Genomic DNA, 22,918 nt, shown 5'->3' with positions numbered 1-22,918 from the left:
CTCAGGCCGTCGGCGGCTGGACATACTCATCGGGTTGCCAGTACAGCTGGCCGTCGCGCTCGCTCACGGGAATCGGACGCAAGCGGCCGCCCTTGCAGGGACCGCCCGCGCAGTAGCCGCTCTCCGGCACATAGATGGCGCCATGCGTCGAACACATCAGGTACAAGCCGCTCGATTCGAAAAACTCGCCCTCGGCCCAATCGAGTTCGATGGGTACGTGGGCACAGCGGTTCAGGTAGCCATACGCCTTGCCGCCATGGCGCACGACAAAGCCGGTAGTCGCTTCGCCGCCGGCCGACACGGGAAAGCGCACGCCCTTGCCCCCATCGGCCACGGCATCGGCGGCACAAATGAATACATCGACAACATCGCTCATCATGCGTGCTCGCTCAGCCATTGATGCAGGTCGGCCACCGTGGGGGCCGAATACAGGGGCTTGCACGCCTGCAGCTGCTCCACGGGATGCGCCCCATACTCTACGGCAATACTGGCCGCACCGGCATTGCTTGCCATCAACAAATCATGGCTGGTGTCGCCGATCATCACGGTACGGCGCATATCCTGCCCCAGTTCGCGCGTCAGTTCCTGCAGCATGGCCGGATGGGGCTTGGAAAAGGTTTCGTCAGCGCAACGCGTCGCATCGAACAGGGACAGCAGCTTGACGGCATTCAAGGAGCGGTTCAGGCCGACACGGCTCTTGCCCGTGGCGACGGCCAGGAAGTACGCCTGCTGCGACAATTCCTGCAGCATTTCATGTACGCCGGGAAACAGAGCCAGTTCGTGGTCGCGCGACAGATAGTGATAGCGGTAGCGTTCCGCCATGCGCGCATGGTATTTCGGCTCCACGTCGGGCATCACCAGCTGCATGGCTTCCTGCAAGCCCAGGCCGATCACATGCGAAGCCAGCAACTCGGTGGGAATTGGCAAGCCCAGGTCTTTGGCCGAAGCCTGGATGCACTTGACGATGGTCGAGGTACTGTCTATCAGGGTACCGTCCCAATCGAAGACGATCAGATCAAATTGCTTTCTTGCCATGTTTCCCGACGGCATAGCCGCCGGCTCCTTGAGAATAAATGATGGCGACTGACTACCTTGTGAGTAGTGTCGCGCGCACGTTGGATCTTTAGCGTGCGGCAACGGCCAATGGTTTGCCCAAGCTTACCAAGAAACGCTCGCATTCGGCAGCCAGCGGCGCATTCAGGGTCATCGTCTTGCCCGTTTCCGGATGCGTGAACGTGATCTGGTGCGCATGCAGGAACATGCGCTTGAGGGCGCCGCGCGTGCTGTCCGCTTTCAGCAGGGCACGGTTGAGGGCAAAGTCGCCATATTTATCGTCGCCGGCGATGGGGAAACCGGACGAGGACAGGTGCACGCGGATCTGGTGCGTGCGGCCCGTCTTCAATTCCGCTTCCAGCAAGGCGAAGTTGTGATATTTATGCAACAGCGAAAACACCGTGTGCGACGCCAGACCGTCGGCCTGCACGGCCACCCGGCGCTCGCCTTCGGCCGTCGTATATTTATGCAATGGCAACTTGATATGCTGGCGCGCATTCTTCCAGTCGCCGGCCACCAGCACCAGGTAGCGCTTGTCCGTGACGCCGTCGCGCATCTGTTCGTGCAGATTCGTCAAGGCGGAACGTTTCTTTGCAAGCAACAGCAAGCCGGACGTGTCGCGGTCCAGGCGGTGCACCAGTTCCAGGAACTTGGCGTCGGGGCGCGAAGCGCGCAATTGCTCGATCACGCCGAACGACACGCCCGAGCCGCCATGCACGGCCACGCCGGCCGGCTTGTCGATGACGAGCAGCTGCGCATCTTCGAAGATGATCTTGAATTCGGCGGCCGGCGCGCCCGTGGCGGCCTTTTCGGCCACGCGCACGGGTGGAATGCGCACCACGTCGCCGGCGGCGAGACGGTATAGCTGATCGATACGGCCTTTATTAACCCGCACTTCTCCCGATCGCAAGATCCGGTAGATGTGGCTTTTAGGCACTCCCTTGCACACTCTTAATAAGTAGTTGTCGATGCGCTGGCCTGCTTCTTCCTCGGCGATCGTTACGAATTGGGCTTGCGGCTGAACCGGGGGTGTTGAAGGGGGAACAACATCATTTTGACTCTTCATTTACTATGTCTTCCCAGAAATCTCTCTAAGTCCTTCATTTTGAATATATAATTGTTTTTGCTGCGGCCCTGGCTGCTGCGAGTGTAAGAATAAAAGCACATTTTACACAGGGGCGTCTCCACCGGCCTCGCCAAATTGCAAATTCGGTGGAAAAAAATGTATATGCACCATCGCTGCGCGAATCAAGGTTGCACCGTAGTTGTAATCGGATAACGCGTGGAGATGCTGAAGTGAGTGTATTGGATTATAAGGATAAGTACCCGTTAGCGCGACTTATCGAGTCGGGCTCGCGGGTTGATGAAGTTGATAACGCTTGCCGTTTTCGCCAAACCCCGTATGAGGCCACAATACTGAGGGTTGTCGATGAATAGGCTGAGGCCAAGCCTCGCCATCGCGATCCCTGTAATGAGCCGGCTTACGATTTGGCTCTGAATTTGCTGACCACCTGCATTCTCTGCCCCCGGCATCCGGGCTGTTTCAGATGAGTTGCAGGTGTCCTGTGCACTCGGCATGACGATCGACCTCACCGCGCCTGTTGCGGCCGTAACGTATACCTCGTACGCGTTGTTGCTCCGCACGCTAAGGCATTTCCCCCGCCAGCACTCCCGTTCTCGCATATATCCCTGTACTTCGCCGCTTCCCCGGAAGCGGCTTTGAGATGGCCTACGGGTCGCGGAGTTATAAAAATGAAACGCATGTTGTTTAATGCCACGCAGCAAGAAGAACTGCGCGTAGCGATTGTCGACGGACAAAAACTGATCGACATCGATATCGAGACAGCCGGGCGCGAACAGCGCAAATCCAACATCTACAAGGGCGTGATCACGCGCATCGAGCCATCGCTCGAAGCGTGCTTCGTCAGCTATGGCGAAGACCGCCACGGCTTCCTGCCTTTCAAGGAAGTTGCTCGCACGTATTTCCGCGAAGGCGTGGACGTCCGTAACGCTTCCGTCAAGGAAGCGCTGCGCGAAGGCCAGGAAATCATGGTGCAGGTGGAAAAGGAAGAGCGCGGCAACAAGGGCGCCGCCCTGACCTCGTTCGTCTCGCTGGCCGGCCGCTATCTGGTATTGATGCCGAACAACCCGCGTGGCGGTGGCGTATCGCGCCGCGTGGAAGGTGAAGAGCGCCAGGAATTGCGCGAAACCATGGATAAACTGGACTTGCCAGCTGGCATGTCCGTGATTGCCCGCACCGCCGGCATCGGCCGCAACGTCGATGAACTGCAGTGGGACTTGAATTACCTGATGCAACTGTGGCGCGCCATCGAAGGCGCCGGCAAGTCGGCCAACGGCGCTTTCCTGATCTACCAGGAATCGTCGCTCGTCATCCGCGCCATCCGCGACTACTTCCAGCCCGACATCGGCGAGATCCTGATCGACACCGACGAGATCTACGACCAGGCGCACCAGTTCATGAGCCACGTGATGCCCGACATGGTGCACCGCGTAAAACGCTACAGCGACGACGTGCCGCTGTTCTCGCGCTTCCAGATCGAACACCAGATCGAAACGGCGTACAGCCGCACCGTGCCGCTGCCATCGGGCGGCGCCATCGTCATCGACCACACGGAAGCGCTGGTTTCCGTCGACGTCAACTCGGCGCGCGCCACGCGCGGCTCGGACATCGAGACGACCGCCTTCAACACCAACTGCGAAGCGGCCGAAGAAGTGGCCCGCCAGCTGCGCCTGCGCGATCTGGGCGGCCTGATCGTCATCGACTTCATCGACATGGAAGTGGCAAAGAATCAGCGCGAAGTGGAACAGCGCCTGAAAGATGCGCTGCACCATGACCGTGCCCGTGTACAAATGGGCAAGATTTCCCGCTTCGGCCTGATGGAACTGTCGCGCCAGCGCCTGCGCCCTTCGCTGTCCGAAGGCTCGCACGTGACGTGCCCGCGCTGCTCCGGCACGGGCCACATCCGCGATACGGAATCGTCCGCCCTGCAGGTGCTGCGCATCATCCAGGAAGAGGCGATGAAGGAAAATTCGGCCACCATCCACGTGCAAGTACCCGTGGACGTGGGCGCCTTCCTGCTGAACGAAAAGCGCGGCGAAGTGCTGAAAATCGAGAACCGCCACCGCATCGCCGTGATCCTGATCCCGAACAAGCATCTGGAAACGCCGCACTACAAGCTGGAACGCATCAAGCACGACGATCCCCGCCTGGAAGACAGCCAGGCCAGCTACAACCTGGCCGAAAGCGCTGAAACGGACATGGCTTACAGCAAGCGCCAGAAGGAAGAAGCCAAGCCGCGCCAGGAAGCCGTCGTCAAGACGATCACCCCTGACCAGCCGGCACCGCTGGTCGAGCGCAAGCCCGTGGAAGTCAAGGCCGCCCCGGCGCCTGCACCTGCCGCGCCGCAAGGCCTGATCGCCAAGATCATCAGCTTCTTCACCGGCGCTCCGGCACCGGTGGCGCCAGCGCCCGCCCCTGTCGCCCCGGCCAAGCCGGCCGGCGCCGACCGCGGCGATCGCAACAGCCGTGGCCCCCGTGGCCGTGGCCGCAACGGCAAGCCTGGCCGCGAAGAACGCGAACCGGGCCAGGGCCGCCCAGCCCAGGACGATGCCGCAAAAGAAGCGGAAGCACTGGAAAAAGCAGCCCGTCCTCCGCGTCCGCCACGTCCGCCACGCGAACCGCGTGAAGCGCGCGAAAATGGCGACACGGCAGCAGCACCGCGCGAACGCGGTGAACGCCCTGAACGCGCCGAGCGTCCGGAACGTGCGGAGCGCCCGGAGCGCGCCGAGCGTCCGCCACGCCAGCCACGCGAAGGCCGCGAACCACGCGCCGACAAGGCTGTTGTTGCTGAAGTGAAAACTGAAGAGCTGGCCCTGGTGGGCGCCAGCGCCACCGCCGTCAACGTGGTCGTGCCGTCAAACGGCCCTGAATCCGACGCCGCACCGGCGAACTTGCTGAAAGCGCCGGCCAATGCCGGCCCGGAAGGCGAAGAGACGGAAAACGACGTGGAAGGCGAAGAACCGCGCCGCCGCCGCCGTCGTGGTGGCCGCAACCGCAACCGCCGCGACCGTGAAACGGGCGAGCTGATCGAATCGGCAAATGGCGAGAACGAAGGCCAGGACGCGCCCGTGATCAGCTTTACGGTAGCGCCTGCCACCGAAGCCGATGCCAGCGCACCGGTCGCCGTCGTGGCTGCCGCCGCCGTCGTGGCCGTCGCTGCCGCGCCAGTGGAAGCTGCCGCCGCACCAGTCGTCGTGGCTGAAGTCGTCGAAGTGGTGGAAGTAGCCAAGGTCGTGGACATCGCCAAGACCGAAGCAGCCGCTCCTGCCGTTGAAGCTGCACCTGCGGTGGAAGCTGCGCCAGCCGACGTTGCCGAAGCCGCGCCAGCTGCCACGGTCATCGTGCCGGAAGCCCCGGCCGAAGCCGTCGTTGCTGCAGCGCAAGCTGTACCAGCCGCTGCCGAGCCGGCACCAGCCGCCGAGTACAGCTTTGCCGAGAAAGCCGCTCCAGCGCCAGCGCCGGCGGAAATCATCGTCGAAGCCGTGCCTGTCGCCGTCGTGGAAGCCGCACCGGTGGTGGAAGCTGCACCGCTGGTCGAAGCCGTCGCCGTGATCGAGGAAGCCGTTGCGCCAGTGGCCGAAGCAGCACCTGCCGTGGTGGAAGCCGCTGCGGTGGTTGCCGACGTTGCTCCTGCTCCTGCACCAGCTCCCGTCGTTGCTCCTGCTCCTGCCGCGCCGGTCGCCGCGCCGCTGGACTTGAACGCCGTGCTCGGCTCCGCCGGCCTGACCCTGGCGGCCACCGATCCGGAAAAACTGCGCCTGGCGCAGGAAGCGGCGGCCAAGGCTGTCGCTCCGGTACGCAAGCCACGCGAACGCAAGCCATTGCCGCCGCAATCGGATGAGCCGTTGATCCAGGTCAACACGCAGCGTCCATAAGCGCGCCGGGTTCGCCCAGCCGCCAATGATGAAAGGGGAAGCTCAGGCTTCCCCTTTTTTTATGTCCATTCCTTGCCAGCCAGCCGCCATGCACGAGAACGTCAATACTCCCCGCCCCTCCCCCGTCAGCCTGCGCAGCGCCTTCGGCTACTGGTTCAAGCTGGGCTGCGTCAGCTTTGGCGGCCCGGCCGGGCAAATCGCCATGATGCATGCGGAACTGGTGGAAAAGCGGCGCTGGATTTCCGAGCAGCGTTTCCTGCACGCCTTGAACTACTGCATGCTGCTGCCGGGACCGGAAGCGACGCAGCTGGCCATCTATATCGGCTGGCTCATGCACCGCACGCGCGGCGCGCTGATGGCGGGCCTGCTGTTCCTGCTGCCCTCGCTGCTGGTATTGATCGTCCTGTCCTGGCTGTACATGGCGTATGGCCACGTGGGCGCCATCGCCGGCATCCTGTACAGCATCAAGCCGGCCGTCGTCGCCATCGTGCTGGCGGCTGCCTGGCGCCTGGGCCGGCGCACCTTGCGCAGTCCCGGCCTGATCGCCATTGCGGCTGCCGCATTTGTCGCCATCGCCGTGCTACGGCTGCCATTTCCGCTGATCGTGCTCGCCGCCGCCATCCTCGGCATGGCGGGCGGCCACTGGCTGCCCAGTCAATTCCATGCGGGCGCCACGGGCCATGGCGGCGCGGCCCGCTACGGCCCCGCCCTGATCGACGACGACACGCCCACGCCGGAGCACGCGCGCTTTAGCTGGCCTCGCCTGCTGGCCACCTGCGCGCTGGGCCTGGCGCTGGCTTTCCTCGCCTGGCTGGCCCTGGCGCTGCCGGGCGGCGCGGACGGGCCGCTGGCGCAGATGGGCGTATTTTTCAGCAAGGCGGCCCTATTGACGTTCGGCGGCGCGTATGCCGTGCTGCCCTACCTGGTGCAGGGCGCCGTCGACCATTACCACTGGATCACGAGCACACAGATGATGGATGGCCTGGCGCTGGGCGAAACGACGCCCGGCCCCCTGATCATGATCGTCGCCTTCATCGGTTTTGTGGGCGGCTGGAGCCACGCCGCAGGCATCGCCGGCGACCAGCTGTGGCTGGCGGGCGTGTGCGGCGCGCTCGTCGCCAGCTGGTTCACCTTCCTGCCCTCGTTCATCTTCATCCTGGCCGGCGGCCCCCTGGTGGAAGCGTCGCGCGGCAACCTGCGCCTGAGCGCGCCCCTGACGGCCATCTCGGCGGCCGTGGTGGGCGTCATCGCCAGCCTGGCCCTGTTCTTTGGCCGCCATGTGTTTTGGCAGGCAAATGCGCTGCCGCACTGGGACTGGCTGGCCATCGCCATCGCGCTGGCGGCCGGCGTGGCGCTGATCAAGTTTCAAATGGACACCATCAAATTGCTGCTCGCCTGTGCCATCTTCGGCCTCGTGCTATCGTATCTGCCTTGAACGACCTAATGTAACTAGTAACTGGCAAGTGGCATCACTTTTATGGCTGACAAGATTATCTACCTCGCCGAGGCCCGCAATGGGGTGCCGGCGATCCCCGACCGCCTGGAAAGTCCTAGCGGCAACGTGGCCGACCGCCTGGGCCGGCCCCTGCACGACCTGCGCATCTCGATTACCGACCGCTGCAATTTCCGTTGCGTGTATTGCATGCCGAAAGACGTGTTCGACAAGAACCACGTGTATCTGCCGCACACGGATCTGCTGTCGTTCGAGGAAATCACGCGCATCGCGCGCCTGTTCGTCGCGCATGGCGTGGAAAAGATCCGCCTGACGGGCGGCGAGCCGCTGCTGCGCAAGAATATCGAAAAGCTCGTCGCCATGCTGGCCGCCCTGCGCACGCCGTCGGGCCAGCCGCTGGACCTGACCCTGACGACCAACGGCTCCTTGCTGGCGCGAAAAGCGCAAGCGCTGAAGGACGCGGGCCTGAACCGGGTCACCGTGTCGCTCGACTCGCTCGACGACGCCACCTTCAAGCGCATGAACGACGTGGACTTTTCCGTGGCCGACGTGCTGCACGGCATCGATGCGGCGCACGCGGCGGGCCTGGGCCCCATCAAGATCAACATGGTCGTCAAGGCCGGCATGAACGAGCAGGAAATCGTGCCCATGGCGCGCCATTTCCAGGGCACGCCCTACATCCTGCGCTTCATCGAATACATGGACGTGGGCGCCTCGAACGGCTGGAACCTGCAGGAAGTCATCCCTTCCGCGGAAGTGGTGCGGCGCATTGCCGCGCACATGCCCTTGTTGCCCATCGATCCGAACTACACGGGCGAGACGGCGGCGCGCTGGCGCTATGCCGATGGCAGCGGCGAAATCGGCCTCATTTCCAGCGTCACGCAAGCGTTCTGCGCCGACTGCAGCCGCGCCCGCCTATCGACCGAGGGCAAGCTGTACACCTGCCTGTTCGCCAGCAGCGGCCACGACTTGCGCAGCCTGCTGCGCGGCGGCCGCAGCGATGCGGAAATTTCCTCGGCCGTGGCCCAGCTGTGGCGCGGCCGCGCCGACCGCTATTCGCAATTGCGCACCAGCCAGACGGACTTGACGGGCACCACGCTTGACCATGGCAAAAAGAAAGTGGAAATGTCGTATATCGGCGGCTGAATCGGGCGCAGCGCGCGCCCGCCGCTGCTACCATGGCGCATGCATCAATTTTCCTACCTGACATGATCAACAAACAAGACATTACCGGCCTGATCCTGGCCGGCGGCCTGGGCACGCGCATGGGCCGGCGCGACAAGGGCATGCTGCCCCTGCATGGCCAGCCCCTGGCCCGCCACGTGCTGCAGCGCCTGGCGCCGCAAGTGGGCCAGCTGGCCATCAGTGTCCACGCCGATGCCGGAGATTACGCGCGCTTCGGCCTGCCCACGTGGCCGGACCTGCTGCCGGGCCAGCTGGGTCCGCTGGCCGGCTTGCATAGCGGCATGCAGCGCGCCACCACCCCATACCTGCTCACCGTGCCCTGCGATTCGCCCCTGCTGCCGTCCGACCTGGCAGCGCGCCTGGCCGCCGGCCTCGTGGAACACGATGCCGACCTGGCCATCGCCGTCACCGAAGACATCGATGCGGCAACGGGAACGGCCGTGCGCCGCCCCCACCCCGTCTTTTGCCTGGTAAAAACGTCGGCCCTGCCCCAGCTCGATGCCTATCTGCGCGGCGGCGAACGCCGCATGCGCACGTGGCACGGCCCCCTGAAACTGGCCGAAGTGCTGTTCCAGGATGGCACCCCGTTCGGCAATATCAATACGCCGGACGAGCTGGCTACCCTGCAGGCGCAGGGCCTGTCCGTGCCGGCGGCGCAAGCCATCCTGGCCGGCACCGTCGCCCCCGTCGCCGAGACCGAAGAACTGCCGCTGCCGCAGGCGTTCGAGCGCATCCTGGCAGCCGACATCATCTCGCCCATCAGCGTGCCCGCGCACGACAATTCCGCCATGGATGGCTACGCGCTGCATGGCGCCGACCTGGGCGGCGACACGCCCGTGACCCTGGCCGTGGTCGACACCATCCTGGCCGGGCGTCCCGGCACCGTGGCCGTGCAGCGCGGGCAATGCGCGCGCATCATGACGGGCGCCGTCATGCCGGACGGCTGCGACAGCGTGGTGCCGCAGGAGCTGGTGCAGCAGGCCAGCGAGCACGCCATCACCATCGCGCCGGACTGCATCCGGGCCGGCGACAACCGCCGCTTCAAGGGCGAAGACTTGATGCAGGGTCAGCCGGCCCTGCTGCAAGGCAAGCGACTGGGTCCGGCCGAGCTGGGTCTGCTGGCCTCGCTGGGCATCGCCACGGTGTCCGTGCGGCGCCGGCTGCGCGTGGCCTTCTTTTCCACGGGCGACGAATTGCGCTCGATCGGCGAGCCGCTGGACGCGGGCTGCATCTACGACAGCAACCGCTACACCCTGCTGGGCATGCTCACGCGCCTCGGTTGCGACGTGCTCGACATGGGCATCGTCAAGGACAATCCGCAAGCGCTGGAAGCGGCCCTGCGCGGCGCCTGCGCGTCGGCCGACGTCATCGTCACTTCGGGCGGCGTGTCCAGCGGCGCGGCCGATTTCACGCGCGACATCCTCGCGCGCCTCGGCGACGTCGCCTTCTGGCAAATCAACATGCGTCCGGGCCGCCCCATGGCCTTTGGCCGGATCGCCAGCGAGGGCGCATCGGCACTGCTGCTGGGCCTTCCCGGCAATCCCGTGGCCGTGATGGCGGCATTCTATTTCCTCGCGCGTCCCACCCTGCTGCGCCTGATGGGCGCCGATGCGGACACGGCCAGCCTGCCCCTGCTGCAGGTGGCGGCGCAAGCGCCCATCCGCAAGAAACGGGGCCGCACGGAATACCAGCGCGGCATCGTCGAGCGGGACGCGGATGGCCGCCAGCACGTGCGCGTGACGGGCGCGCAAGGCTCGGGCATCCTGCGTTCGATGACGCAAGCCAATTGCATGATCGTGCTGCACGAAGCGCAAGGCCACGTGGCCGCAGGCGACCTCGTCGATATCGTGCTGTTCCATGGCTTGACCTGATGCGGCCCCTGGTTCTGGCGCTGGGCTTGCTGTCGGGCATGGGCGCCGCGCAGGCGGGCGAGGTGCTCGCCAACGGCTACGGCGTACGCTTCGACGAGCGCATCGAAACGGCGCCAGGCGACCTGCATGGCGCCACCGTGGGCCGCATCAGCATCGTGCGCGCCGCCGATCAGGCGCCCGTGTGGCAGGAAAACACGGCGCTGCGCCCCGGCTGCGGCGCCATCGCGCCCGTCACCGCCATCCACGACAGTATCGTGGCCACATGCGGCCACCTGGGCGGGCGCCATTACACGCAAAAAATCATTGCGCTGCAGGGAAATGTGCCGCTCATGGCCAGCGTGGACCAGTTCGATGCGCCCAGTCCCGTGCGCATGGAACGGGACGGATCGCTGGCCGTCGACGTCGTGCGGCGCGACCTGTTTCCCGGCGAACTGACGGGTCCCCATTACTTTCTCACCGTCTACCGCTTGCGGCACGATGGGGCCACGTTCGGCTTTGTACCCAGCTTCGATGGCGAAGCCGCCGAACGCTACTGGCGGCACTACCGCGCCACGCGCCAGGCGGCGCCGGCCGCCGCCGTGCTACCGGAACTGCTGGCCTCCCTGCTGGCGGCCCAGGCCGGCCAGCCAGCCATCTGCGCGGAACTGGCCATGATCGCCGCGGAACTGCAGCGCGACGGGCAGCCACGCGCTGCGCAAGGCGCGCACACTGCCATGCTCGCCTGGCTGGACAAGCTGCCAGCCATCGGCTATCCCCGCTTCGACGCACTTGCCTGCCCGGGCATTTTCTAGCGCGTCCAACCACCGGCGCCTCGGCGCCACCCCGTTCAAGCTCCCTGCCGCGGCGCCCGCCCTACCCTGGGCGGGCCGCTCGCATTGCCCCTCCACAATCAATTTCCCCTGCGCAGCAAGCGCTCGCCTATCGAGATAAAAATATTAATTATTTCTTCAAATAACGTAACAACAAACACAACACAAATTGTAATTATTTTATTTATTTGTTGATACTACAGTTTCTTCGGTGATAACATCAGAATTCACATAAAAGTTCAATTTTGATATTATTTTCCCGAGGAAACTAGCGATGAGACATAGCGCATGGATCGCGGGCGCCGGCATGCTGGGAGCGGCATTCCTGCTGGGCATATTGTCCGTAGCGCCGCTGCCCGCCTACGCCAAAGGGGCCCCACGGGCCGACGTACTGGAACACTGCAGCTGGAACCGCCCGGGGGCCGACCCGTTCATGGGCGATGTGGTTGCCGCCGTGGACCGGTATCCCGACATCGCGCCGCAGGTGCGCGAACAATTGAAGGCGCGCATGCGTGCGCGCCAGTACGATGAAATCGTGGTGATCAGCCGCGACGCCATCCGCGGCAAGGGCAATTACGATGCGCGCATCAGCGACATGCATTTCGGGCCGGGCCGCGTCTGCCGCAATGTGACGCGCTCAGGCTGGAGCGAGCAGATGCAGGAAAGGGGTCTCGTGTACTGCGTGCAGGGCGCCTGCATCCTCGTGCCCACCGTGTGCCGCAATGTCAGCCGCATCACGCAGGCGGCGGCAGCCGGACCGCGCGGCGCCGGCGCTGGCGGGGTGCCGGGCGGCGGTGCGCCAGGCGGCGCGGCGCCGGTGGCCGCAGCCCCCCCGGCACCGGCGGCGGCAGGCGTACCCGTCATCGAGTATCCCGGCGCCGCGCACGGCGGCTCGCTCACGGGCCCGGCCCCGCCGGCCGTGGTGGCCGGCGTGCCCCTGCTGGCCTTCGATCTGGTGCATCCCGCCAACAACCCGGCGCTGCCATCGAGCCTGGGCGATGGACGCAGCGGCGGCGGCGGCGGACCCGCACCGCGCGGCAGCAGCATCATCGAGCCGTATACGCCCATCGTCATCCTGCCCATGATGCCGCCTACGGGCTCGAGCGTGCTGCCGGCCGTGCCGGAACCGCAAACCTGGGCCATGCTGCTGGCCGGACTGGCGCTGCTGGCCGGTGCCAGGCTGCGCCGCCGGGCAGCAGCATGAACGGCGACGGCGCTATTGGCCGTCGTCCGCCTCGGCGGACAGCCCCGCGTCCGCCTTACCCAGCAGCAAGGCGGCCGCCTCGCCCGGCAAGGCTTCCACGGATTTCAATTTGCGCGCCATCTGCCGGCTGCGCACTTCCGCGTTTTCGATATTCTTCGCCGCCTTTTCCAGGGTCAGCCGGGTTTGCGACAGCACGTCGCCGAACTTGCCGAATTCCGTCTTGACGGCGCCCAGCACCTGCCACACTTCGGACGAGCGCTTTTCCAGCGCCAGGGTGCGGAAACCCATCTGCAGGCTGTTCAGCAGGGCCGTCAGGGTCGATGGCCCCGCAATGCTGACCCGGTGCACGCGCTGCAATTCGTCGGCCAGGCCCGGGCGGCGCAGCACTTCCGCATACAGGCCTTCCGTGGGCAGGAACAGGATGGCGAAATCCGTCGTCTGCGGCGGCGCCAGGTATTTGTCCGCGATGGTCTTCGCTTCGCCCCGCACGGCCCGTTCCAGCTCGCGCCCGGCCAGGGCCACGCCTTCCGCATCGGCACGCTCGGCCGACTCGACCAGGCGTTCGTACTGTTCCTTGGGAAACTTCGCATCGATGGGCATCCACACGGGCGGCCCACCGTCGGCAAGGCCCGGCAGCTTCAGCGCGAATTCCACGCGCGCGCCGCTGCCCGGCACGGTTTCCACGTTCTTTGCGTACTGGTCGACAGTGAGTACCTGCTCCAGCAGCATTTCCAGCTGCACTTCGCCCCACGTGCCCCGCGTCTTGACGTTGGTGAGCACCCGCTTCAGGTCGCCCACGCCCAGCGCCAGCTGCTGCATCTCGCCCAGGCCCTGGTGGACTTTTTCCAGCCGCTCCGATACTTGCTGGAACGAGGCAGTCAGGCGCGTCTCCAGGGTGGCGTGCAGCTTTTCATCGACCGTCTTGCGCATTTCTTCCAGGCGCGCGCCATTGTCGGCCTGCAAGTCGCGGATCTTGTTTTCCAGGGTGGCGCGCACTTCCAGCATGCGCTGCGCATTCGATTCCGTCAGCTGCGCCAGGGTCTGGTTGGTGCTGTCGGCAAAGCGCGCCAGGCTTTGCGCCTGTTCCTCGCGCCCGACTTTGCCCTGCGCCTGCATCTGCGTGCGCAGGCTGTCGAGCTGCTGCAGGGTCGCCGCCTGGAATTGCGCCAGGCTGGTGGCCAGGTCTTGCCGCGTGGCCTGCGCCGACGCCTGCAGCTGCAGCCGCACTTCGCGTTCGACCCGGTCGATGCGCTCCAGGCTTTGCTGCTGGTGCTGCTGCACCAGCGCCAGGGTGGTGGCGCCATCGCCGGCCGCGCCACGGGGGCGCAGCAAGATCAGGATCAACAAGACGATGGCGACGATGGCGGCGCCCAGCAGGCTGTAAAACTCGATTGGGCTCATGGAATCAGTCCGGTTTGTTGCGCATCCAGTCGGCCGTCTGATAGAACGACTCCATCAGGCGCACGCGCAAGGACTCTTCGATGCCCGCATCTTCCATGGCCCAGGCCATGGCGCGCAGCCACTGGTCGCGCTCGCTGGTGCCTATGGCGTAGGGCAAGTGGCGCGCGCGCAGTCGCGGGTGGCCGAATTTCTCGATATACAGATCCGGCCCGCCCATCCAGCCCGTGAGGAAGAAATACAGCTTGTCGCGCGAACCATCCGTCGACGGCGGATGCATGCCGCGGATGCCGGCAAACTCCGGTTCCAGTTCCATCAAGTCATAAAAACGGTCGACCATGTCGCGCAGCACGGGGGCGCCGCCGATGGTCTCGTACAGGGTGGGGGCAGTGGTATCAGTCATGGCCGCCATGATAGCGCAAGCGCCGGCGCCCCACGCCGCGCCGCTCTCACTGCCGCAATAAATGGCAATATACTTGACTACTCAAGCTTTTATCAACTACTATGCAATTTTTAAATACGGACAAAAAAACATGCCGACCACCGCCCAACCCCACTTGATGCGCAATACCAACTTCCGCTGGCTGCTGGGCGGCGGCCTCGTGTCCATGCTGGGCGACCAGTTCAGCATGCTGGCCCTGCCCTGGCTGGTGCTGAGCCTGACGGGCGATAGCCTCAGCCTGGGCATCGCCGTCGCCCTGATGGGCGCCCCGCGCGCCGTGCTCATCTTGCTGGGCGGCACGGTTGCCGACCGCTACTCGCCGCGGCGCGTGCTGTTGGCGAGCAAATTGGCCAATGCCGCCATCCTGCTGGCCCTGGCCGGGCTGCTGATGCTGGGCCAGGCCAGCCTGGCACTGGCGTACGCAGCCGCGCTGGCGCTGGGCATCGCTTCCGCCTTCGCCATTCCTGCCGGTACGGCCATCCTGCCGCAAGCCGTGCCGCCGCAAGCGCTGCAGACGGCCAACAGCCTGCAGATGGGCGCGCGCCAGCTATCCTTGCTGGCCGGTCCCCTGCTGGCGGCGCTCGTGCTGGGCGCCCACGCTGGCGCGCAGCGCACGGGCATGGCGGCGCTGGCCGCCGCCTTTGCCATCGATGCGCTGACGTTTGCGTTCTCCGCCTGGACCTTGCAACAAGTCAGGCTGCGTCCTCCGGCAGCGGCCGGCGCCCCGCAAGCCATGTGGCGCGACATGGCGGCGGGCCTGGCCATGGTGTGGCGCGACCTGCCCTTGCGCAGCTGCTATATCTACTGGGCCGTGGTGGCATTCTTCGTCATGGGACCGCTGCAAGTGGCCTTGCCCGTGCTGGCCAGCGAGCGCCTGCACGGCGCTGCGGCCCTGGGTTTGCTGATGGGCGCGCATGGCGCGGGCACCCTGGCCGGCATGCTGGCGTCCGGCCTGGGCGGCGCCTGGCTGCGCCGCCATTTCGGCGCCACCCTGCTGCTCGTCGATGCCGTCGTGGGCGTGCTGCTGATGGCGCTGGGACAGATCGGCACTGCCTGGCAAGGCGCGGCCTTGCTGGCCGTCACCGGCCTGCTGGGCGGCTATGTGCAGGTGGCCATCTTTACGTGGATACAGCGGCGCGTGGCGCCCGCCATGCTGGGCCGGGCGATGGCCCTGTTCATGGCCATCTTCCTGGGCCTGGCGCCCCTGTCGGCAGCGGCCACGGGCGCGCTGCTGCGCCGCCTGAGCGTGGGCGAACTGTTCTGCGCCGGCGGCGCCATGCTGCTGGCCGCCGCCGTGGCCGCCGTCCTGTGGACGGACATCCCCCGCATCGCGGGCAGCACTTCCGTAGTATCACCTCCGTAACATCACCTTGAGAAAGCTCCCCATGGATAAAACACGACAAGCGGCCCTGAAAGCGGCCTACCGGCAACAAGCGCCAGCGCTGGGCATCATCGCGCTGCGCCACGTGCCCAGCGGACGCACCCTGCTTGAACGCAGCCGCAACGCACCCGGTGCACTGAACCGCCACCGCTTCGAACTGACTCTGGGCGCGCACCGCAACGCCCGCCTGCAGGCGGACTGGCGGCGCGATGGAGAAGGGGCCTTCCGCTTCGAGCTGCTCGATGCCGTCACGGTGCCCGACGATCCCGCCTTCGATGCGGACGCCGAACTGGACGCCCTGCTGGCGCTGCACCAGGAGCAGTTGCTGGAGCAAGGACGGACACGCTATTGAGCAGCCATGCGTTACACTTGCGCACTCAAGCACTGCGCAGTCAACTCAAAGAAAACCATGACCGATTCCACTCCCCCGCCGCCGGACGGCGCCAGCGCCCTGGACTTCTGCCTGCGCCTGGCGCGCGCCCAGGCCGTGCTGGTGCGCCGCTTCGACAGCATCCTGGGCAATTTGCACGGCCTGAGCTTCAGCGATTATCAATTGCTGTTCCAGTTGCAGCGTGCGCCGGGCGGCCGCCTGCGCCGCATCGACCTGGCCGAACGCCTGGCGCTGACGGCGTCCGGCATCACGCGCTCGCTGATGCCGCTGGAAAAAATCGGCCTGGTGGCGCGCCAGGCCGATGCGCGCGATGCCCGCGTCGGCTACGCCGTCATCACGGCGGCAGGACAAGCGCTGCTGGTCCACGCGCATGCGACGGCGCAGACGCTGGGCCAGGAATTGCTGGGCAATGCCAGCGCGGAGCAGCTGGCGCCGTTGTCCATGCTGCTGGGCGCCATCGCCGGCAATCAGCCCGCCAACGGCTGATATTCTCCCTCACACGAGCGCCAGCTTGCGCAAGCGCCGCGTCGACGGCCAGCGCGCCATGCCCGTTTCATCGCGGATGGCGGCGCAGGCGGCCAGCACGCGCGCGCACTCGTCGTCGCGCAAGCCCGCGTTCAGGGTCAGGCGCACCAGCGAACGGTTTTTCGGCGTGGCCGGCGCGCAGAAGACGGCGCCGTAGATGCCGTGCCGCTGCAGCGCCTTGCGCAGGACCAGGGTATCGGGTTCGCTGCCCGCTTCCAGCGCGATGATCTGCTCCGTGCCGTCGCTGACGTTGTAGCCGAGATCCATCAACCCCTGGCGCAGCTGCACGCTGTGGCGGCGCAGCGCGGCGCGGCGGGCATCGGCCGTGCGGATGAAAGCGAGCGCCGCGTCGAACCACGCCAGCTCGTGTTCCAGCAGGCAGGAACTGAAGATGGCGGGCCGCGAGGCGGACAAGAAGTAACCCTTGAAACGGGCGGAACAGGTGATCAGCCCTGCCCGGCCCGCAAACGCCTTGGCCAGCGAGGCCGTGCGGAAATGCACGCGCCCGGCCAGGCCCAGCTCCACCACCAGGCCCGCGCCCTGCGGGCCGTGCGTGCCCAGCGAGTGCGATTCGTCGACGATCAGCATGCTGCCGCTGCGCTCGGCGATCTCCACCATCTCCAGCAGCGGCGCCACGCTGCCATTCGTGCTGTACAGCGCGTCGACGACGATGATGCCGGGGCCATGCTTGTCGAGCTGGCGCTGCAGATGGGCGACATCGTTGTGCAGGAATGCCACGGGCACGGCTTGCGCCGACTGCACGCCCTCCCACAGCGAAGCGTGCGCCAGCATGTCCAGGTACACGGGCATGCCGGGGCCGGCCAGGCTTTGCAGCAAGCCCACGTTGGCGGCCCAGCCTGATTGCGCCAGCACGCATGCCTCGCTGCCGAGAAAATCCGCCAGCGTGTGTTCGAGGCGGTGCTGGCGGCTGCCTTCCTGCAGGAACACGGACGACATCAGCATGGCGCCGCCGCCCTGCAAGACGCGGGCCTGGGCCGCCAGCAGCGCCGGCTCGCCCGCGATGTGCAGATAGTCATTGCCAGCAAGCATGACTGCATCGGCCGGCATGGCTTGCCATGCATGCAGATGTTCGCCGCCAAGCAGCTTGTCGATGCGTTCGACGTAATGTTCGTCCATGCGCGCGCGCACGAAGGCAGGCAGTTGTTGTTCGGCGGGGACAGCACTCGATGTCAGGGGGAAATGGGCGTGTGGCATGGGAACTCCTGATTGGTTGCGGGGGAACTACCGCGTCCAACATGCGCGAGCCATTCGGCAAGAGATTGATACAGCTCAACAGTTATGCCGATATTGTGCTGACCGCGAGGGAACCCGCCGATCATGTTGTATTGACACGCCTCAACGAACACATCCCCTGACCATGATGCACGTGCAGTCCCCCTCCGGAACCCGCTGGCAAGGCAGGCTGCTCCAGCCTTTCCTGCATTTCCACGACGCCATCGAACACACGCCCGTGCGGCGCGCCCAGGTGCGCACGCTGGCCGTCATCGGCGCGCTGGGCATGCCCCTGTACTACGCGCTGTGGAAATACCTCTTTCCGCAAGAATATGAATCGCTGCTGCTGCGCACCGTGGCGGCATTGCTGTTCCTGCCTGCGCTATGGCCTGGCCGCTTCAGCAATACCTGGTTCAGCCTTTACCTGTTCCTGGGGCTGACCTTCGAACTGCCGTTTTTCTTCACGTATATGTTCCTGATGAACCACGCCTCGGCCATGTGGGCGCATTCGCTGCTGGTGGCGCTGATCGTGCTGTTCCACTTCGATACGCGCATCGCCATGCTCGCCTACCTGAGCGGCACCCTGCTGGCCTGCCTGGCGTTTGCCATGGCCGGCGATCCGGACTTCCTGCTCAGCCGCGAAGTCTTGCAGCAGTTGCCCGTGCACTGGTTCACGCTGGCCGTGCTGTCCGTGGTCAAGGTGGGGCGCCATGTGGGCGCGCAGGAAAAACTGGCCGGGCTGGCGGCCGGCCTGGGCAGCGTGGCGCACGAATTGCGCACGCCGCTGGTCAGCGTCGAAGCGAATGTGCGCGGGCTGCAGCGCGGACTGCAGCGCGATGGGGAAAGCCCGCCGCCCGACGCGGCCAGCGTGGAAGCGCTGGCGCGCATCCAGTTCGAAGTGCGCCATATGCACCACATGATCGACTTGTTCCTGCTCAGCGCCAGCGCCGTCAACCGCAAGCTCGAAGCCAATGAAACGGTGGCCATGCACGACAGCGTGGCGGCCGTGCTGCGCCGCTATCCGTTTACCAGCACGGCGCAGCGCGACATCGTCAAGGTCGACGTGCGCGCCGATTTCCAGTTTCCGGGCCAGTCCGAACTGTGCGTGGTGATCCTGCTGAACCTGCTGCGCAATGCCTTGAAAAGCATCCAGCGCGCGGGCAAGGGGCGCGTGCGTATCATCATCGACGGCGCCCATCCCGTGCCGCGCCTGCTGTTCATCGACACGGGCTGCGGCATCGCGGCCAGCCGCCTGCCGCTGATCTTCGACCGCTTCTATTCGTATCCCGCGCACAATGGCAGCGGCATCGGCCTGGCCCTGTGCCGGCAAATCATGCAAGCCTGGCAGGCGCGCATCCGCTGCGTCGCGCGCGAAGGCGCTTACGCCATCTTCGTGCTGGAGTTTCCCCAGCCCGTGCCCACGCACCACCGTTTTCCATCCATCCAACGCGCGAGGTGACGCATGCAACTGCCCGTCTACACCCATCCGACCCTGACCGTATTGATCGACGACAGCGATTCCTTCCTGAAAAGCCTGGCGTTCCAGCTCGATCCTGGCCTGGCGCGCAAGACCTTCCACGACACGAGCAGCGCGCTGCACTGGCTGCGCCACAGCACGCAGCTGGGCGAAACGCCCCTGCACGTCAACTTCGACACGCAAAACCTGCCGCCCGACCAGTGCAATGTGGCGCTCGACATCGAACGCATCTGGCGCATCAGCGGCCAGGCGCAGCGCTTTGCCGTGCCGTCCGTGCTGGTCATCGATTATTCGATGCCGCAGATGAATGGCCTGGAATTCTGCCAGGCCGTGCGCGACTTGCCGTGCAAGAAGATTCTATTTACGGGCGCAGCCGATGAAAAGGTGGCCGTGACGGCCTTCAACCGGGGCTTGATCGACCGCTACATCAAGAAGAGCGACGACGATGCGCTCGACATCCTGGAACAGGAAATCCATGCGCTGCAGCGCGAGTTCTTCCTGCAGCAGTCGGAGACCGTGCGCGACTTGCTGATGCTGCACGACTACAGTTTCCTGCAAGACGAAGCGCTGGCCGCCGTCGTGCACGAGCTGTGCCAGCGCCATGGTTTTGTCGAATACTATATTTTCCCCAATCCCAGCGGCATCCTGTTCTTCACGCGCGACGGCCACGCCAAGCTGATGATCATCGAGACGGAGCGCAGCCTGCACACGCAGTACGAAATGGCGCGCGACAGCGATGCGCCCGAGTCACTGCTGCTGGCCCTGCTGGAAATGCGCGTGATTCCGTATTTTTCCGACGCCGACAGCGACGGCATGTATGCGGCGCAGATCGGCGAAAACTGGTTCCGCTACTGCGCCGCGCCCACCATCTGCCTGGGCCGCGTGACCTACTTTTGGGCCCTGTTCGACGTGCCCGCGCACCAGCTGGGGCAGCCGGTCATGTCCTACGCGCAATTTCTGCGCGCAGGTGCGGGCGACAGCGTCAGCGCGTAGTCGGTACATCAGCCTTCGCGCAGGGTCTGCAGCGGCGGATGCTTCAAGACATTGCGCAAGCCCAGCCAGCCGCCGGCGATCGCGCACAGGGCGCCGGCCAGCAGGCCGAAGGCCCACACGCCGGGGGCGAAGCTCCAGGCAAACTTGAACTGGTAGGTGGCCAGGGCCCAGCCCATGGCGGCCGCGCCCGTGGCCGCCAGCAAGCCGGCCAGGGCGCCCACGAGCGAAAATTCGATCAGCTGCGCCTGCGCCAGCTGGCGCCGCGTGGCGCCCAGCGCGCGCAGCAGGCCCGCTTCGCGCGTGCGCTCGTCCTGCGAACCCATCAGGGCCGCATACAGCACCAGCAAGCCCGACGCCAGGGTGAAGGCGAACAGGAATTCCACGGCCGTCACCACCTGGTCCAGCACGCCCTGGATCTGTTTCAGCACGCCGCCCACGTCCACCACCGTCAGGTTCGGATAGTCGCGCAGCAGGGCGTTGCCCAGGTCTGCCTGCGCGGGCGGCAGGTGGAAAGCCGTGATCCACGTCTGCGGCGTGTCCGCCATGGCGGCCGGGTTGATGATGACAAAGAAATTGACGCGCATCGAACCCCATTCCAGCTTGCGCAAACTGGTAATGGCCGCCTCCACGGGCTGGCCCGCGATGTCGAAGCGCAGCTTGTCGCCCAGCTTCAGCTTCAAGGTCTTGGCGATGCCCTCCTCCACCGACGCTTCGGCAGGTGCGCCCGCTGCATTGCTGAACCACTTGCCGGCAACGAGCTTGTTTTCTTCCTGCATGGCGGCCATCGTCGACAGGTTGAATTCGCGGTCGGCCAGGCCCTTGGCGCGGTCGTCCTGGTAGGTCTCTTCCGTGATGGCATTGCCGTTCACAGCCACCAGGCGCCCCCGTATCATCGGATACAAAGGCGCGTTGGCCACGCCGGCCTGGGCCAGGCGCGCGGCAATCGGGTCTTTCTGCTCGGGCAGGATATTGATCATGAAACGGTTCGGCGCATCGGGCGGCGTGGCGTTGCGCCAGGCCACCATCAAGTCGCCCCGCACCACCGTCAGCAGCAGCAAGGCCATCAGACCCAGGGCCAGCGACACCACCTGGATGACGGTGGCGCCCGGACGCCGCTGCAAGGACGTGACGGCAAAGCGCCAGCCCTGGTGGTTGAAGGCGCCGCGCAGGGTTTTCAGCGATTTGATGCCCAGCCAGCCGGCCAGGCCGAACAGGGCGAAGCCGCCCAGAAAGCCGGCCGCCGTCAGCAAGGCCAGCTTCACGTCGCCCGCCTGCCACAAGAGCAGCACGACGAAGGCGGCAATGCCCAGGCCGTAGGTGGCCAGGGCCAGCGCCTGCGGCGGCTCCTGTTCGCGGCGGATGACCCGGTTATGGGGAACATTGCGCAACTGCAGAATCGGCGGCAGTGCAAAGCCCAACAGCAAGAGCATGCCGGTGGCCACGCCTTGCAGCGCGGGCAACATGGAGACGGGCGGCAAGTCGCTCTGCACCAGCTTGCCCAGCAATTCCAGCAATACCAGGTGGCCGCCGAAACCCACGGCCACGCCCACCACGCTGCCGGCCAGGCCGACGAGCAAAAATTCGATCACGTACATGGCCGTTACCTGGTTTTGCGTCAGGCCCAGGCAGCGCAGCATGGCGCAGGCGTCCAGGTGGCGCAGCATGAAGCGGCGCGCCGCCATGGCCACGGCGACGGCAGCCAGCATGGCCGACAGCAAGCCCACAAGGGACAGGAAACGGTCGGCGCGGTCCAGGGTCGATTGCATCTGCGGGCTGCCCGATTCCAGCGATTCGATGCGCACGCCCTTGATGGCCTGCGTCTTGATCTGGCTTTCCAGCCAGCCTTGATATTGCGCAAGCTCGGCCGCCTTGGCGGGCGGCGCCGACAGCAGCAAGCGATAGGACACGCGCGAACCGTTCTGCACCAGCGCCGTGGCGGCCAAATCGCTCAAGGGCAGCATCACGCGGGGAGCGAAATTCAGGAACGAGGCGCCGCGGTCCGGTTCGCTGGCGATCAGTTGCGTGACGGTAAATGCCTTGTCGCCCAGGGTCAGGGTGTCGCCCAGCTTTGCCTTCAGGCTGGAGAGGATGGCAGCATCGACCCACACGGTGCCCGGCGCCGGCACCAGGCTGGTGGGCTGGCCCACGGCATCCTGCGCCTCGCTCGGCTTCGTCGTGATTTTCAGCTTGCCCCGCTGCGGGTAGCCGGGCGAGACGGCCTTGATGGACGCCAGCTGCGACAGCGACTGTTCGCCCTCGCCCGCCTGCGCCATGCTGGGAAACGTCACCGTGTCGGCCAGGATGAAACCGCGCTTCTGCGCCTCGGCCCGCCATGCCGCATTGACGGGCTGGTCGGCGCTGATGACCAGGTCGGCGCCCAGCAGCTGGTGCGCGTCGCGGTTCAGGCCCGCGCGCAGGCGGTCGACGAAAAAGCCCACGGCCGACAGGGCCGCCACGGCCACGATCAGCGCGACGAGCAGGAAACGCAGTTGCCCGGCGCGCCAGTCGCGTCCGGTCATTTTCAGGGAGAGGCGGAGCATGGGCGGC

At 65.7% G+C, this 22,918-nt stretch carries 18 protein-coding genes; 11 read left to right on the top strand and 7 right to left on the bottom strand.

From position 1 onward, the window contains the following. Position 1: 1 nt before the first annotated feature. From VPH41_RS04370 to VPH41_RS04360, 3 genes are all read right to left on the bottom strand, one after another. The gene (locus VPH41_RS04370; protein ID WP_328569085.1) at positions 2-379 is read right to left on the bottom strand and encodes a Rieske (2Fe-2S) protein; all 378 of its coding nucleotides are present in this window, start codon (positions 377-379) and stop codon (positions 2-4) included. Next, positions 376-1,035 carry an HAD-IIIA family hydrolase gene (locus tag VPH41_RS04365; RefSeq protein WP_287779228.1) on the bottom strand — a complete coding sequence of 220 codons (660 nt, stop codon included), beginning with the start codon at positions 1,033-1,035 and terminating at the stop codon, positions 376-378. Before VPH41_RS04365 ends, VPH41_RS04370 begins: the two co-directional genes overlap by 4 nt. 88 nt (positions 1,036-1,123) lie before the next feature. Then, complete coding sequence (locus VPH41_RS04360; RefSeq protein ID WP_077407877.1) at positions 1,124-2,119, bottom strand: RluA family pseudouridine synthase; 996 nt, start codon at positions 2,117-2,119, stop codon at positions 1,124-1,126. Positions 2,120-2,805: 686 nt separating this feature from the next. Between VPH41_RS04360 and VPH41_RS04355 the strand changes: the two genes are divergently transcribed. The 6 genes from VPH41_RS04355 (at position 2,806) to VPH41_RS04330 (ending at position 12,531) form a co-directional block, all read left to right on the top strand. Then, complete coding sequence (locus VPH41_RS04355; protein WP_328569084.1) at positions 2,806-6,009, top strand: Rne/Rng family ribonuclease; 3,204 nt, start codon at positions 2,806-2,808, stop codon at positions 6,007-6,009. A gap of 88 nt (positions 6,010-6,097) precedes the next feature. After that, on the top strand, positions 6,098-7,444 hold the full coding sequence (chrA, locus tag VPH41_RS04350) for a chromate efflux transporter (RefSeq protein WP_328569083.1): 1,347 nt from the start codon (positions 6,098-6,100) through the stop codon (positions 7,442-7,444). A gap of 42 nt (positions 7,445-7,486) precedes the next feature. Next, positions 7,487-8,608 (top strand): GTP 3',8-cyclase MoaA, encoded by a 1,122-nt coding sequence (moaA, locus tag VPH41_RS04345; protein WP_287779220.1) that lies wholly within the window; start codon positions 7,487-7,489, stop codon positions 8,606-8,608. 62 nt (positions 8,609-8,670) lie between these two features. Then, entirely contained in the window at positions 8,671-10,518 is a 1,848-nt protein-coding gene (gene moeA, locus VPH41_RS04340) for a molybdopterin molybdotransferase MoeA (protein WP_328569082.1), read from the top strand. Beyond that, entirely contained in the window at positions 10,518-11,309 is a 792-nt protein-coding gene (locus VPH41_RS04335; RefSeq protein ID WP_328569081.1) for a hypothetical protein, read from the top strand. The genes moeA and VPH41_RS04335 overlap by 1 nt, the downstream gene beginning before the upstream one ends. A 292-nt stretch (positions 11,310-11,601) precedes the next feature. Further along, positions 11,602-12,531, top strand: a complete 930-nt coding sequence (locus VPH41_RS04330; RefSeq protein ID WP_328569080.1) for an MHFG family PEP-CTERM protein — start codon at positions 11,602-11,604, stop codon at positions 12,529-12,531. A gap of 12 nt (positions 12,532-12,543) precedes the next feature. Here VPH41_RS04330 and rmuC read toward each other — a convergent pair whose 3' ends face one another. Beyond that, complete coding sequence (rmuC, locus tag VPH41_RS04325) at positions 12,544-13,932, bottom strand: DNA recombination protein RmuC (protein ID WP_328569079.1); 1,389 nt, start codon at positions 13,930-13,932, stop codon at positions 12,544-12,546. Positions 13,933-13,936: 4 nt separating this feature from the next. Then, a complete protein-coding gene (locus tag VPH41_RS04320; RefSeq protein WP_152259143.1) occupies positions 13,937-14,332 on the bottom strand; it encodes a group II truncated hemoglobin in 396 nt (131 codons plus the stop codon). 130 nt (positions 14,333-14,462) lie between these two features. On the opposite strand from VPH41_RS04320, the gene VPH41_RS04315 reads away from it, so the two are divergent. From VPH41_RS04315 to VPH41_RS04305, 3 genes are read left to right on the top strand one after another with little or no spacing between them, the layout of a single operon-like run. Further along, on the top strand, positions 14,463-15,734 hold the full coding sequence (locus tag VPH41_RS04315) for an MFS transporter (protein ID WP_328569078.1): 1,272 nt from the start codon (positions 14,463-14,465) through the stop codon (positions 15,732-15,734). A 22-nt stretch (positions 15,735-15,756) separates the two neighbouring features. Next, complete coding sequence (locus tag VPH41_RS04310; protein WP_328569077.1) at positions 15,757-16,104, top strand: GIY-YIG nuclease family protein; 348 nt, start codon at positions 15,757-15,759, stop codon at positions 16,102-16,104. Positions 16,105-16,161: 57 nt separating this feature from the next. Next, the gene (locus tag VPH41_RS04305; protein ID WP_328569076.1) at positions 16,162-16,629 is read left to right on the top strand and encodes a MarR family winged helix-turn-helix transcriptional regulator; all 468 of its coding nucleotides are present in this window, start codon (positions 16,162-16,164) and stop codon (positions 16,627-16,629) included. A 9-nt stretch (positions 16,630-16,638) separates the two neighbouring features. Here VPH41_RS04305 and cqsA read toward each other — a convergent pair whose 3' ends face one another. Then, the gene (gene cqsA / locus VPH41_RS04300; RefSeq protein WP_328569075.1) at positions 16,639-17,883 is read right to left on the bottom strand and encodes an alpha-hydroxyketone-type quorum-sensing autoinducer synthase; all 1,245 of its coding nucleotides are present in this window, start codon (positions 17,881-17,883) and stop codon (positions 16,639-16,641) included. A gap of 166 nt (positions 17,884-18,049) precedes the next feature. On the opposite strand from cqsA, the gene VPH41_RS04295 reads away from it, so the two are divergent. Both VPH41_RS04295 and VPH41_RS04290 read left to right on the top strand, forming a co-directional pair. Then, positions 18,050-19,360, top strand: coding sequence for a sensor histidine kinase (locus tag VPH41_RS04295; protein ID WP_442906235.1), 1,311 nt, complete (start codon positions 18,050-18,052; stop codon positions 19,358-19,360). A gap of 3 nt (positions 19,361-19,363) precedes the next feature. Beyond that, positions 19,364-20,371, top strand: coding sequence for a response regulator (locus VPH41_RS04290; RefSeq protein WP_328569073.1), 1,008 nt, complete (start codon positions 19,364-19,366; stop codon positions 20,369-20,371). An 8-nt stretch (positions 20,372-20,379) separates the two neighbouring features. Here VPH41_RS04290 and VPH41_RS04285 read toward each other — a convergent pair whose 3' ends face one another. Beyond that, complete coding sequence (locus VPH41_RS04285; protein WP_328569072.1) at positions 20,380-22,911, bottom strand: ABC transporter permease; 2,532 nt, start codon at positions 22,909-22,911, stop codon at positions 20,380-20,382. Between the last annotated feature and the right edge of the window lie 7 nt (positions 22,912-22,918).

It is taken from the genome of Janthinobacterium sp. P210006, assembly GCF_036231885.1.
Lineage (GTDB): Bacteria > Pseudomonadota > Gammaproteobacteria > Burkholderiales > Burkholderiaceae_D > Janthinobacterium > Janthinobacterium violaceinigrum.
The sequence above is the reverse complement of the archived record's forward strand: the minus strand, read 5'-3'. Positions and strand labels throughout refer to the sequence as shown.

Coding starts and splice junctions, on each gene's coding strand:
- VPH41_RS04370 (WP_328569085.1), bottom strand. CDS start 379: ATGATGAGCGATGTTGTCGATGTATTCATTTGTGCCGCCGATGCCGTG.
- VPH41_RS04365 (WP_287779228.1), bottom strand. CDS start 1,035: ATGGCAAGAAAGCAATTTGATCTGATCGTCTTCGATTGGGACGGTACC.
- VPH41_RS04360 (WP_077407877.1), bottom strand. CDS start 2,119: ATGAAGAGTCAAAATGATGTTGTTCCCCCTTCAACACCCCCGGTTCAG.
- VPH41_RS04355 (WP_328569084.1), top strand. CDS start 2,806: ATGAAACGCATGTTGTTTAATGCCACGCAGCAAGAAGAACTGCGCGTA.
- chrA (WP_328569083.1), top strand. CDS start 6,098: ATGCACGAGAACGTCAATACTCCCCGCCCCTCCCCCGTCAGCCTGCGC.
- moaA (WP_287779220.1), top strand. CDS start 7,487: ATGGCTGACAAGATTATCTACCTCGCCGAGGCCCGCAATGGGGTGCCG.
- moeA (WP_328569082.1), top strand. CDS start 8,671: ATGATCAACAAACAAGACATTACCGGCCTGATCCTGGCCGGCGGCCTG.
- VPH41_RS04335 (WP_328569081.1), top strand. CDS start 10,518: ATGCGGCCCCTGGTTCTGGCGCTGGGCTTGCTGTCGGGCATGGGCGCC.
- VPH41_RS04330 (WP_328569080.1), top strand. CDS start 11,602: ATGAGACATAGCGCATGGATCGCGGGCGCCGGCATGCTGGGAGCGGCA.
- rmuC (WP_328569079.1), bottom strand. CDS start 13,932: ATGAGCCCAATCGAGTTTTACAGCCTGCTGGGCGCCGCCATCGTCGCC.
- VPH41_RS04320 (WP_152259143.1), bottom strand. CDS start 14,332: ATGACTGATACCACTGCCCCCACCCTGTACGAGACCATCGGCGGCGCC.
- VPH41_RS04315 (WP_328569078.1), top strand. CDS start 14,463: ATGCCGACCACCGCCCAACCCCACTTGATGCGCAATACCAACTTCCGC.
- VPH41_RS04310 (WP_328569077.1), top strand. CDS start 15,757: ATGGATAAAACACGACAAGCGGCCCTGAAAGCGGCCTACCGGCAACAA.
- VPH41_RS04305 (WP_328569076.1), top strand. CDS start 16,162: ATGACCGATTCCACTCCCCCGCCGCCGGACGGCGCCAGCGCCCTGGAC.
- cqsA (WP_328569075.1), bottom strand. CDS start 17,883: ATGCCACACGCCCATTTCCCCCTGACATCGAGTGCTGTCCCCGCCGAA.
- VPH41_RS04295 (WP_442906235.1), top strand. CDS start 18,050: ATGCACGTGCAGTCCCCCTCCGGAACCCGCTGGCAAGGCAGGCTGCTC.
- VPH41_RS04290 (WP_328569073.1), top strand. CDS start 19,364: ATGCAACTGCCCGTCTACACCCATCCGACCCTGACCGTATTGATCGAC.
- VPH41_RS04285 (WP_328569072.1), bottom strand. CDS start 22,911: ATGCTCCGCCTCTCCCTGAAAATGACCGGACGCGACTGGCGCGCCGGG.